This window comes from Pseudomonas defluvii (genome assembly GCF_001695625.1).
In the GTDB taxonomy this organism is placed as follows: Bacteria; Pseudomonadota; Gammaproteobacteria; order Pseudomonadales; family Pseudomonadaceae; genus Aquipseudomonas; species Aquipseudomonas defluvii.
On the sequence record NZ_MBPN01000019.1, the window covers coordinates 54,076 to 65,903 of the forward strand.

Consider the following 11,828-nt stretch of genomic DNA (forward strand, 5'->3'; position numbering starts at 1 on the left):
ACATGAACCTCATGGATACGCTGGCCAGCCAGCCCCTGGTCTACCTCAGCACCACCCTGTTGCTGGGGCTGGTCGTAGGTAGTTTCCTCAACGTAGTGGTCCACCGCTTGCCGATCATGCTGGAACGGCAATGGCACGAGGAGGCGCGTGAAGTCCTTGAGCTGCCGACACAGCCAGCTGAGCGCTACGACCTGTTCCTGCCCGCTTCACATTGCCCCCATTGCCAGCACCGCATCCGCGCCTGGGAGAACGTGCCACTGCTGAGCTACCTGTTTTTACGGGGGCGCTGCTCAAGCTGTCGAACACCTATCAGTTGTCGTTACCCGTTGGTTGAACTGGGGTGCGCGACCCTGACCGGGTTTGTCGCCTGGCACTTTGGTTTCACCCTGCAGGCGGCAGCCTTCATGGTGCTGAGCTGGGGGTTGCTGGCCTTGAGCCTGATCGATATCGAGCATCAGCTGTTGCCCGACGCGCTGGTACTGCCATTGCTCTGGCTGGGGTTGGTGTGCAACGCCTTTGGGTTGTTCGTACCGCTGGAAAACGCGTTCTGGGGCGCCATCGCTGGCTACCTTAGCCTGTGGACGGTGTATTGGTTGTTCCGCGTGGTGACCGGCAAGGAGGGCATGGGTTACGGCGACTTCAAGCTACTGGCCATGCTGGGTGCCTGGGGCGGCTGGCAGATCCTGCCCCTGACGCTGGTGCTGTCATCGTTGATCGGTGCCGTGCTTGGCCTGATCATGTTGCGCCTGAGCGGCAAACTCAGCAGCACGCCGATCCCCTTCGGGCCCTATCTGGCAATTGCAGGCTGGATCGCACTGCTCTGGGGTGGTCAAATAACCACTTCCTATTTGCAGCTTGCTGGATTCCGATGACAACACCTGCCTTCACCCCCTGGATTCTCGGCCTGACCGGCGGTATTGGCAGTGGCAAAAGCGCCGCTGCACAGCGCTTCGTCGAACTGGGTGTGCACCTGGTAGACGCCGATCAAGCAGCACGCTGGGTGGTCGAGCCCGGGCGCCCTGCCCTGGCCAGCATTGTCGAGCGCTTCGGCCCTGGCGTGCTGCAAGCCGATGGCCAACTGGACCGTGCAGCACTGCGCCAGTTGATCTTCGCCGACCCGGAGCAACGCCGCTGGCTGGAGGCTTTGCTGCACCCGCTGATCGGCCAGGAAATCTTCAGCTACCTGGCCAAGGCCGAATCACCTTATGCCGTGTTCGTCTCGCCCTTGATGATCGAGTCCGGCCAGTTCAAGCGCACCCAGCGCTTGCTGGTGATTGATGCGCCGCAAGCCCTGCAGGTCGAGCGCACGCTGTTGCGCGACCAGACCAACCCCGAGCAGGTCCAGGCCATTCTCAAGGCCCAGACCAGCCGTGAAGAACGCCTGCGCCACGCCCACGACGTAGTGGTCAACGACCGCGATCTGAGCTGGCTGCATTCGGAGGTCGACCGCCTGCATCACTTTTACCTGACTTTGCGTGGAGGCCAACCATGAGCCAACCCCTGACCGTAGAATGCCCAACCTGTGGCGCCCCCGTCGAATGGAGCGCTGCCAGCCCTTTCCGCCCCTTTTGCAGCGACCGCTGCAAGTTGATCGACCTGGGCGCCTGGGCCGCCGAAGAGCACAAGATTCCGGTAGCACCGGACGCTGAAGATGAGCTGTTTTCAGGTGAACTCAACCACCGCGAACACTAAGGCTTGGGCTCATCATCCTTCCACGGGGCCTGCAGGTAGCGGGTCCTGTTGAAGGTTTCCAGCCACTCCGGGCAAAACACGACCAATGCGCTGACCACCATGCCGTTGATGAAGGCCTCGGGGAAAATGATCAGCCACAGGTAGCCGATAAAATCCTCAAGCCATTCCGGCATTACAAAGCGACCATCCAGCCATAGCAGGCCCAAGCCCGCCAACAGGCAGAGCAATGCCGCCAGTGCCGCTGCGAAAAAGCCGGAACAGAAGATATACACGAACAGGTTTTTTGGCTGGGCGCGCTCGACGGCTATCGCGCACACCTCGGTGACCAGCACTGGCAGGCCAATGAACAACAGGCCGTTGACACCCATGGCCGCCAGGTCCTGGCGCCCCAGCATCACCAAGCCCACCTGCGCGATAAAGCCGCCCACAAGCGCCAGCGGCCAGTCCAGCAACAGGGTTACCGCGGTCATACCGATAAAGTGATAGGACACGCCGGTGTCGAAGTCCCGTCGTACCAGCCACAGCGCGAACAACGCAAAGACGGTACCGAACAACAGGTGTTGGCGACGACTGTCGGCAAACAGTTCAACCCAGCGCGTACGCGCCACCGCCCATATCAGCAGCGGGACGTAGGCTAGCCAGCCAACGCTCAGGCTTGTATCGGAAAGAACTTCAGCACTTATCACTCGTTCATTGCCCTTTTGATGTTGAGAGCACCTGTGGGGTAGTGTCACGCTGCTGCAAAGTCTACAACCGATGCTCAGAGGCTGCGATTGAGGGTCGTGCGATGACACTTTAGTAGCGCCAACGCCCCGAACCCTCTGTTTCGACAGATTTTTTCTTTAAGCATCACAATTGAGCGCTAAGCTTGACCCATGGACGACTCAGACTATCTACGCCTGCTCACGATTCAGGCCGAGCAGGCCAATGCGTTCCTCTCCAATGCTCGTAAATGGGAACGCGAGCGTTGGGTCTGCCAGCGCCTGCTGCAAGGCCTGAACATACCCTACCGCAACGACGACTTTACACCTGCTGGCCAGGAGCCGCCGGATGTACTGTTTCGTGATGCGGCCTTCGAAGTGTTCTTCGTGCTCGACGAAGGCCGCCGCCTGAACGATGAGTGGCGCGAAGAGTTGCAACGTCGCCGCAGTGCTTTCTCACTGAGCCAGTTGGTACGCCGCGAGGCCCGCCCAAGGCGTATCAGCGCACACGAGTTGTTGGCGCGCCTGGCGCCAACGCTTAGGAAAAAAGCGCACAACTACAAGGAGCGCGGCCTCGACTTAGGTGAGCTGGACATCATTGCCTTTGCCAGCCTGAAACGGGAGGTGCTTGATCTGAACAGCCATTTCCCGCCCCCCACCGAGTACCTGCGTCAGGGCTGGCGGTCGCTGTCGCTGGTCGGCCCGACCTTTGCCCGTGTGCTGTTCGCGCACCCTGATGCCCCAGACTTTTTGCGCAGTAATCTGGGCCGCAGCATTCTCTTTGACGTTGGTATCAGCCTCTGACCCGCCCTCGTGCAAAAGCGTTATGGCAAAAAATCAACGCCGGTGATAAAAAGCCTAACCATTCGCTGTGAACACCCTTTCATTACCGCCGGACGGACCTTTGGCAAGCGACTAGAGTGAACGCTATAGCGTTCCCATAGTCACAAACGTCTATCTGGCGAGGCCCCCATGACAAGCCGTCTGACCCCCGAAGATCAACAACGTGTCGATCACTACCTGCGAGCCCCGCAGCATCAAGTCGAGCGCAAGCCTTTCCGGCCTTGGCTGCTCCTTGTGCTGGTGCTGGCCGTGACGATTGGTTTGGGCCTGGTCAGCCGCCTCCTGAGTCAACTGGTGCTATGAGCTGCCTTGCGCTCGCCCACGCCGCACGCCGCCTGCGGCTGATCACTCAGGCCCCGAATTCCGTAAACCTTATGAGATATCTCCATGACTCACCGTATCGTGATTGTCGGCGGCGGCGCTGGCGGCCTGGAACTGGCGACCCGCCTGGGTAAAACCCTGGGCAAGCGTGGCATAGCCCAAATCACCCTGGTCGACGCCAACCTGACGCACATCTGGAAACCGCTGTTGCACGAGGTGGCGGCCGGGTCGCTCAACACGTCCGAGGACGAACTGAACTACGTGGCGCAAGCCAAGTGGAATCATTTCCAGTTTCAGCTCGGGCGCATGAGTGGGCTGGACCGTACCGACAAGCAGATTCAACTGGCCGCCACCCTGGACGAGGACGGTCGTGAGCTGCTGCCGGCGCGCACCCTGGGTTACGACACCCTGGTGATTGCCGTCGGCAGCAATACCAACGACTTCGGCACCTTGGGCGCGGCGCAAAACTGCCTGTTCCTCGACACCCGCAAACAAGCCGAGCGCTTCCACCAGCAGTTGCTCAACCACTATCTGCGCGCCCACGCAGGCGACAGCGCCAACCAGAAGATCAGCGTGGCGATTGTTGGCGCGGGGGCTACCGGGGTGGAATTGGCAGCCGAGCTGCACCACGCGGCGCACGAGCTGGCGGCCTATGGCCTGGACCGGATCAAGCCGCAGGACATGCACATCACCCTGATCGAGGCGGGTCCACGTGTGCTGCCGGCCCTGCCGGAGCGTATCAGCGTGCCAGTACACAAGACGCTGGAGAAGCTCGGGGTGACGGTCATGACCAACGCGGCAGTCAGTGAAGTGACCGCCGAGTCGCTCAAGACCAGCACTGGCGAGGTCATCGAAGCCAGCCTCAAGGTCTGGGCAGCTGGTATTCGGGCACCAGCGTTCCTGAAAGATATCGACGGCCTGGAAACGAACCGCATCAACCAATTGCTGGTACGCCCTACCCTGCAGACCACCCTGGATGACGACATCTTTGCCTTTGGTGATTGCGCCGCCTGCCCACAACCTGGCAGCGACCGCAATGTACCGCCACGGGCACAGGCCGCTCACCAGCAGGCCTCGCTGCTGGCCAAGGGGCTCAAGGCTCGCCTGGAAGGCAAGCCCTTGCCGACCTATGCCTACCGTGATTACGGCTCGCTGGTGTCGCTGTCCAGCTTCTCGGCAGTGGGTAACCTGATGGGCAACCTGACGGGCAGCGTCATGCTTGAAGGCTGGTTGGCGCGGATGTTCTACGTCTCGTTGTACCGCATGCACCAGATGGCGCTCTACGGCACCTTCCGCACCTTGATGCTGATGCTCGGCAGCCGCATCGGTCGCGGCACTGAACCGCGCTTGAAGCTGCACTGATGCCACACCTGTCGGGTGGTCGCTCAGGTGGCCACCCGACAGGTGCTCTGCGCTGCATGGCACATAGCGCCCGTAGATTGAGGCAGCTTTTCAGGCTCAACGCTTTTGATAGCGGAACAAACGGCAGGAGCTGTAGAAAGCTCACACGGGGAAGGGACACAGAAACGAAAAAAGGCGCCTTTTTAGGGGCGCCTTCTTTACATGTATGGTCGGGGTGAGGGGATTCGAACTCCTGACATCCTGCTCCCAAAGCAGGCGCGCTACCGGACTGCGCTACACCCCGGTAAAAAGATGATGCCTTTCAGCACCTTCTTTTCGTTACATGACACATACGGTGTCATGCCTTTTAAGATTCGAGCCTGACGGGTCAGACTCGAAAATGGTGGGTCGTGTAGGATTCGAACCTACGACCAATTGGTTAAAAGCCAACTGCTCTACCAACTGAGCTAACGACCCTGAAAATGGTCGGGGTGAGGGGATTCGAACTCCTGACATCCTGCTCCCAAAGCAGGCGCGCTACCGGACTGCGCTACACCCCGAAATTGGCTCCGCGACCTGGACTCGAACCAGGGACCCAATGATTAACAGTCATTTGCTCTACCGACTGAGCTATCGCGGAACTACATTTCAGCTACTGCAATTTCGAAAACTGTATCTCTACCGCTTCGAACTCTTTGACGCTTCCGTATCGCTACGTTCATGTCTCTGAGGCGCGCTATTTTACAATTTCCAAAACCTCTGTCAACCCCCAAATTACTGATTTGCAACTTTTTTTCAGTTTTCTCAGATTCTTCAAACCAACCAAGAATCTGCGGGGTGACTTACAGCGGGGCGCACTTTACAAGCACTGGAGAAAAATTGCAAAGAAAAAAAAGGCCTCGAAAATCGAGGCCTTAGCGTAACCCTCAGAAAACTCAGGCGAAGGTAATTTCCTCGCCCTCCACTTTCGCGGTGATCGCGCTGCCAGGCAGGAAGTGCCCCGACAGAATCAGCTGCGCCAGCGGGTTTTCGATCCAGCGCTGAATGGCGCGTTTCAGTGGCCGTGCGCCATACACCGGGTCGTAACCAACGGCAATCAGCTTGTCCAGCGCTTCCGGGCTGAGCTCCAGGCTCAGTTCGCGTTCGGCCAGGCGGCTGCGCAGGCGTCCAAGCTGGATCTGCGTGATGCCGGCTATCTGCTCGCGCCCCAATGGCTCAAACACCACCACTTCGTCGATACGGTTGACGAACTCTGGCCGGAAGTGTGAACCGACCGCATCCATCACCGCCGCACGTTGGGCCTCACGATCACCCACCAGCTCCTGGATCTGTGCCGAGCCCAGGTTGGAGGTCATCACGATCACGGTATTGCGAAAGTCCACGGTACGCCCATGGCTGTCAGTCAGGCGACCATCTTCCAGCACCTGCAGCAATACGTTGAACACGTCCGGATGCGCCTTCTCGACCTCGTCGAGCAACACGACCGAGTAAGGCTTGCGACGTACCGCTTCGGTGAGGTAACCGCCCTCTTCATAACCGACATAGCCCGGTGGCGCACCAATCAGACGAGCGACGGAGTGCTTCTCCATGAACTCGGACATATCAATGCGCACCATCGCCTCTTCAGTATCGAAGAGGAACTCGGCCAATGCCTTGCACAGCTCGGTCTTACCGACACCGGTTGGGCCCAGGAACAGGAACGAACCACTTGGCCGGTTCGGGTCGGACAGGCCGGCACGGGAGCGACGTACGGCGTTGGACACTGCCACCACGGCCTCTTCCTGGCCGATCACGCGTTCGTGCAGCAGGCTTTCCATCTTCAGCAGTTTCTCACGCTCGCCTTCGAGCATTTTCGAAACCGGGATGCCGGTCCATTTCGAGACGACTTCGGCAATTTCCTCCTCGGTGACCTTGTTGCGCAGCAACTGGTTCTCAGCCTTGCCGTGCTGGTCGACCATCTGCAGGCTGCGCTCCAGATCCGGGATCACGCCGTACTGCAACTCAGCCATGCGGCTCAGGTCACCTTTACGCCGCGCAGCTTCCAGTTCCTGACGGGACTGCTCGATCTTCTGCTGGATCTGGGCTGAACCTTGTACCTCGGCCTTTTCCGAGGTCCAGACTTCTTCCAGGTCGGAATACTCACGCTCAAGGCGCTCGATTTCCTCTTGCAGTTTCTCCAGGCGCTTGAGGGCGGCTTCGTCCTTTTCCTTGCTCAACGCCTGGGACTCGACCTTCAGCTGGATCAAGCGACGCTCAAGGCGGTCAAGCACCTCGGGCTTGGAGTCGATCTCCATACGGATGCGGCTGGCGGCTTCATCGATCAGGTCGATGGCCTTGTCCGGCAACTGCCGGTCAGTGATATAGCGGTGGCTGAGCTTGGCCGCAGCGATGATGGCGCCGTCAGTGATCGCCACCTTGTGGTGAACCTCATAACGTTCTTTGAGGCCCCGCAGAATGGCAATGGTGTCTTCTTCGCTCGGCTCATCCACCAGTACTTTCTGGAACCGCCGCTCCAGGGCCGCGTCCTTCTCAATGTACTGACGGTACTCGTTGAGGGTGGTTGCGCCTACGCAGTGCAGCTCACCACGCGCCAGCGCGGGCTTGAGCATGTTGCCGGCGTCCATGGAGCCCTCGCCCTTGCCGGCGCCAACCATGGTGTGCAGTTCGTCGATGAACAGGATGATCTGGCCTTCCTGCTTGGACAGCTCGTTGAGCAGCGACTTGAGGCGCTCTTCGAACTCGCCGCGGAACTTGGCGCCCGCAATCAAGGCGCCCATGTCCAACGACAGCAGGCGCTTGCCCTTGAGGCCATCCGGCACTTCGCCATTGATGATGCGCTGCGCCAGGCCTTCGGCAATGGCCGTTTTACCCACACCTGGCTCACCAATGAGCACCGGGTTGTTCTTGGTACGCCGCTGGAGTACCTGAATGGTGCGACGGATCTCGTCATCCCGACCGATTACCGGGTCAAGCTTGCCCTCTTCGGCACGCTTGGTCAGGTCAATGGTGTACTTGTCCAAGGCCTGACGAGACTCTTCGGCATTCGGGTCATTCACGGCTTCGCCGCCACGCAGGTTGCTGATGGCGTTTTCCAGAGCCTTCTTGGTGACGCCCTGGCCGAGCAGGAGCTTGCCCAGTTTGCTGTTCTCGTCCATGGCCGCGAGCAACACCAGCTCACTGGAGATGAACTGGTCACCCTTCTGCTGAGCCAGGCGGTCGGCCTGGTTGAGCAGACGCGCCAAGTCCTGGGACATGTTCACGTCGCCCGTAGGGTTCTGGATCTTCGGCAGTTGGTCGAGCTCTTTGGCAATAGCCTTGCGCAGGCTGTTGACGTCAAAGCCGACCTGCATCAGCAACGGCTTGATAGAGCCACCCTGCTGGTCGATCAGCGCCTGAAGCAGATGCGCAGGCTCAATGGCCGGGTGGTCCATGCCCACCGCCAGAGATTGGGAATCGGATAACGCCAGCTGTAGCTTGCTGGTCAAACGGTCAATACGCATAAGTTACCTTCCTAGTTAGGGCAGGTCGGAGCGATGGACACACCTGATGAAGAAAAACCTGCCAGAGATACCACTGTAGTTTGGGATCATTCTGAAAGATTCAAGCGTAGCGGGCTTGATGCAGATCAGCGTGGCGTGAGCCAGACCAATGAAGCGAAGCGGCCAGTACCGGGATTACGCCGGTAGGAGAAGAAGCGAGGGTCGCTGACGGTACAAAAACCGCCACCGTATACCGCGGTGACACCTCGAGCGGCCAGGCGCAGCCGCGCCAGCGCATAGATGTCGGCCATGTATTTGCCAGGCTTGTCGCCAGGCACAAAGGCCTGAGCCGTTTCTGGATGCGTGGCCATGAACGCCTCACGCACCTCGGCCCCGACCTCGAAGGCCGCTGGGCCGATGGCCGGCCCCAGCCAGACGAGCACGTCGTGCGGATCAACCTGCAGGCTGTCCAGCGTGGCTTCGAGCACGCCGTTGGCCAAACCGCGCCAGCCCGCATGGGCGGCCGCGACCCGTGTACCGGCACGGTCGCAGAACAATGCCGGCAAACAGTCGGCCGTCATCACGGTGCAGGCCACGCCCGGGGTTTCGGTCCAGCTGGCATCGGCTTCAGCGATGACATGCGGGTCGGCGTGCGCCACTACAACGCCATGTACCTGTTTGAGCCAGGCCGGCTGGATAGCGTACTCAGCGGTAAGGCGCCAACGGTTCTCGGCGACCGCTGCGGGCTCATCACCCACATGATCGCCCAGATTGAGGCTGTCGTAAGGCGCCTGGCTGACGCCCCCGGCACGTGTGGTGACGCACGCCTTGACCGAGGCTGGCGCAGGCCAGTCCGGGGTCAGCAGGTCGCACGCCAGCCGACTCATCCGACGAATGCCTCGCGGTCTTGCTTGAGCAGCGACAGCAGCCAGACGAAATCATCCGGCAACGGCGACTCCCAGCTCATGCGCTCACCGGTCACCGGGTGGTCCAGCTCCAGGAAGCGTGCATGCAGGGCCTGACGAGGGAAATTCTTGATCGCCTCGACCATCGTCGGGCTGGCCGCCGGCGGAATACGGAAACGCCCGCCATAGACCGGATCACCGACCAGCGGGAAGTTAACGTGCGCCATGTGAACCCGAATCTGGTGGGTACGGCCGGTTTCCAGCTTGACCCGCACATGGGTATGCGAGCGGAAACGCTCGAGCACGCGGTAGTGGCTGATAGCAGGCTTGCCACCTTCCATCACGCCCATACGCTGACGCTGGGTGCCATGACGGCCAATCGGTGCGTTGATCTTGCCACCTGCAGTCACCACGCCCACCACGATGCATTCGTAGATACGGCTGACGGTACGGCTTTGCAGTTGGCTAACCAGTTGGGTCTGCGCCTGAATGGTCTTGGCCACCACCATCAAACCGGTGGTGTCCTTGTCCAGACGGTGGACGATACCGGCACGCGGTACGTTGACGATGTCAGGTACGTGGTGCAACAAGGCATTGAGCAGGGTGCCATCGGCATGCCCGGCAGCCGGGTGCACAACCAGCCCGGCAGGCTTGTTGATGACCATAAGCTGGTCGTCTTCATAGACGATGTCCAGCTCGATATCCTGGGCCACCCACTCACCTTGGGCTTCCTGCTCGGCGTCCAGCGCCAGCAACGAACCGCCATGAACAATATCGCGCGGGCGCAGGACACTGCCATCGACAGTCAGGCGGCCCTCTTTGATCCAGGCGGACAGGCGCGAGCGCGAATGCTCGGCAAACAATTGGGCGGCGACTTGGTCGAGGCGTTGACCGCCCAATTCGGACGGCACCTCTGCGCGAAGTGAAATAATCTCAGACATGCTCGGATCGGCGGCGGTACAGCCTTTGGTTTCGGCTGCAGGCTTGTGGTTAAATACGGCTTCTTTTTGCCCCGGGTATTGCAACGGGGTGTTCATCATAACAGGACGGCCTCGCCCAAGACAGCAGCCGTCAAAGGGACGCAAGCCGCCATGCAAGTGAAACACCTGCTGCTGATCGCCATCCTAGGACTCACTGCTGCTTGTTCTTCGAAGGAAGTCGTAGACGAAAACCTCAGCGAAGCCGAGCTTTATCAGCAGGCGCAGAGCGACCTGGACAACCATAGCTACACCAGCGCCACCGCCAAGCTCAAGGCGTTGGAGTCGCGCTACCCGTTCGGCCGCTACGCCGACCAGGCGCAGCTCGAACTGATCTACGCGAACTACAAGAACGCCGAGCCAGAGGCTGCCAAGTCCGCTGCCGAGCGCTTCATTCGTTTGCATCCACAGCACCCGAACGTCGATTACGCCTACTACCTCAAGGGCCTGACCTCGTTCGACCAGGACCGCGGCCTGCTGGCGCGGTTCCTGCCGCTGGACATGACCAAGCGTGACCCGGGCGCTGCCCGCGACTCGTACAACGAGTTCGCCCAGCTGACCAACCGCTTCCCGAACAGCCGTTATTCGCCAGACGCCAAGCAGCGCATGATCTACCTGCGCAACCTGCTGGCGGCCTATGAAATCCACGTGGCCGACTACTACCTGACCCGTCAGGCCTACGTCGCAGCGGCCAACCGCGGCCGTTACGTCGTGGAAAACTTCCAGGAAACCCCATCGGTCGGCGATGGCCTGGCCGTCATGGTTGAGGCCTACCAGCGCCTGCACCTGGACGAACTGGCAGCCAGCAGCCTGGACACCCTCAAGCTCAACTACCCCGATCACCCAAGCCTGGTTGATGGCCAGTTCGTGCCACAGCAGGAAGAAGCCGATAACCGCTCCTGGCTGTCCAAGGCAACCCTGGGCCTGATCGAAACCGATACGCCGCTGCCGCCGGGTGAAACCCGTGCCAACCAGGACGTGATCCGCCAGTACGAAGACGCCAAGGAAGCCATCCCGGAAGAATTGCTGCCCAAAGAAGGCGCGGCTGCCGAGGAAGAGAATCACGAGGCAGAAGACAGCAGCACCGATCGCTCGTGGTTCAGCCGCATGACCTTCGGTGTTTTCGACTGATCGTCACGAAAAAGATAAAGGGAGGCCAAGGCCTCCCTTTTTTTATGCCCGCCGTTAAACTGGTGGCTTAATCACTGACACGCTGGACATCATGGTTCGCTTACTTTTCTGGATTGCCCTGATTGCTGCAGCTTTTTGGCTATGGCGCAAATTCAAGGCCGGCAACGCCGCCCCTCGCGATGCCTCACCTGAGAACACCCTGAAAATGGTTCGCTGTGCGCACTGTGGCGTCCACGTGCCGAACGATCGCGCCTTGCGCCGGGGCAACGAGTGGTACTGCAGCTCCGCGCACCTGGAAAAAGGGCCGGTAGCGGATCGCTAAGTCCCGCTGACGCTGGCCTTTCCAGCGTCGCGGGCTACTCGAACAGCTGTTGTTTTATATGCGACCCGCCGGGGCATACGGGCTCGGATCAATGATTGGGGCCCGCCCCAACAACA

General features: G+C 60.1%; 12 protein-coding genes and 4 tRNA genes. 8 read left to right on the forward strand and 8 right to left on the reverse strand.

Annotated elements, in window-relative coordinates; genetic code table 11:
- The first annotated feature begins 2 nt into the window (after positions 1-2).
- Genes EKA13_RS07820 through yacG form a run of 3 tightly spaced genes read left to right on the forward strand, consistent with a single transcriptional unit; the run spans position 3 to position 1,692 of the window.
- Complete coding sequence (locus EKA13_RS07820; RefSeq protein WP_065758822.1) at positions 3-872, forward strand: prepilin peptidase; 870 nt, start codon at positions 3-5, stop codon at positions 870-872.
- Complete coding sequence (coaE, locus tag EKA13_RS07825; protein WP_065758823.1) at positions 869-1,492, forward strand: dephospho-CoA kinase; 624 nt, start codon at positions 869-871, stop codon at positions 1,490-1,492. Before EKA13_RS07820 ends, coaE begins: the two co-directional genes overlap by 4 nt.
- The gene (gene yacG, locus EKA13_RS07830) at positions 1,489-1,692 is read left to right on the forward strand and encodes a DNA gyrase inhibitor YacG (protein ID WP_065758824.1); all 204 of its coding nucleotides are present in this window, start codon (positions 1,489-1,491) and stop codon (positions 1,690-1,692) included. Before coaE ends, yacG begins: the two co-directional genes overlap by 4 nt.
- On the opposite strand, the gene EKA13_RS07835 is transcribed toward yacG, so the two are convergent.
- On the reverse strand, positions 1,689-2,378 hold the full coding sequence (locus EKA13_RS07835) for an energy-coupling factor ABC transporter permease (protein ID WP_065758825.1): 690 nt from the start codon (positions 2,376-2,378) through the stop codon (positions 1,689-1,691). The genes yacG and EKA13_RS07835 overlap by 4 nt on opposite strands.
- 189 nt (positions 2,379-2,567) lie before the next feature.
- Between EKA13_RS07835 and EKA13_RS07840 the strand changes: the two genes are divergently transcribed.
- The 3 genes from EKA13_RS07840 (at position 2,568) to EKA13_RS07850 (ending at position 4,919) form a co-directional block, all read left to right on the forward strand.
- Positions 2,568-3,197 (forward strand): DUF1780 domain-containing protein, encoded by a 630-nt coding sequence (locus EKA13_RS07840; protein ID WP_065758826.1) that lies wholly within the window; start codon positions 2,568-2,570, stop codon positions 3,195-3,197.
- A gap of 168 nt (positions 3,198-3,365) precedes the next feature.
- Positions 3,366-3,539, forward strand: a complete 174-nt coding sequence (locus EKA13_RS07845; RefSeq protein ID WP_065758827.1) for a DUF3094 family protein — start codon at positions 3,366-3,368, stop codon at positions 3,537-3,539.
- 84 nt (positions 3,540-3,623) lie between these two features.
- A complete protein-coding gene (locus tag EKA13_RS07850; protein WP_065758828.1) occupies positions 3,624-4,919 on the forward strand; it encodes an NAD(P)/FAD-dependent oxidoreductase in 1,296 nt (431 codons plus the stop codon).
- Positions 4,920-5,125: 206 nt separating this feature from the next.
- Here the strand turns inward: EKA13_RS07850 and EKA13_RS07855 are convergent.
- The 7 genes from EKA13_RS07855 to rluD all read right to left on the reverse strand — a co-directional run bounded on the left by EKA13_RS07855 (position 5,126) and on the right by rluD (position 10,223).
- Positions 5,126-5,202 (reverse strand) — tRNA-Pro (locus EKA13_RS07855).
- A gap of 97 nt (positions 5,203-5,299) precedes the next feature.
- Positions 5,300-5,375: transfer RNA gene (locus tag EKA13_RS07860), tRNA-Lys, on the reverse strand.
- 6 nt (positions 5,376-5,381) lie between these two features.
- A tRNA-Pro gene (locus tag EKA13_RS07865) sits at positions 5,382-5,458 on the reverse strand.
- A 4-nt stretch (positions 5,459-5,462) separates the two neighbouring features.
- A tRNA-Asn gene (locus EKA13_RS07870) sits at positions 5,463-5,538 on the reverse strand.
- A 295-nt stretch (positions 5,539-5,833) separates the two neighbouring features.
- A complete protein-coding gene (clpB, locus tag EKA13_RS07875; protein ID WP_065758829.1) occupies positions 5,834-8,398 on the reverse strand; it encodes an ATP-dependent chaperone ClpB in 2,565 nt (854 codons plus the stop codon).
- 125 nt (positions 8,399-8,523) lie between these two features.
- A complete protein-coding gene (pgeF, locus tag EKA13_RS07880; protein ID WP_065758830.1) occupies positions 8,524-9,264 on the reverse strand; it encodes a peptidoglycan editing factor PgeF in 741 nt (246 codons plus the stop codon).
- The gene (rluD, locus tag EKA13_RS07885) at positions 9,261-10,223 is read right to left on the reverse strand and encodes a 23S rRNA pseudouridine(1911/1915/1917) synthase RluD (RefSeq protein ID WP_065758836.1); all 963 of its coding nucleotides are present in this window, start codon (positions 10,221-10,223) and stop codon (positions 9,261-9,263) included. Before rluD ends, pgeF begins: the two co-directional genes overlap by 4 nt.
- 150 nt (positions 10,224-10,373) lie before the next feature.
- Between rluD and EKA13_RS07890 the strand changes: the two genes are divergently transcribed.
- On the forward strand, positions 10,374-11,390 hold the full coding sequence (locus tag EKA13_RS07890) for an outer membrane protein assembly factor BamD (RefSeq protein ID WP_065758831.1): 1,017 nt from the start codon (positions 10,374-10,376) through the stop codon (positions 11,388-11,390).
- A 91-nt stretch (positions 11,391-11,481) separates the two neighbouring features.
- A complete protein-coding gene (locus EKA13_RS07895) occupies positions 11,482-11,712 on the forward strand; it encodes a PP0621 family protein (RefSeq protein ID WP_065758832.1) in 231 nt (76 codons plus the stop codon).
- The last annotated feature ends 116 nt before the right edge of the window (positions 11,713-11,828 follow it).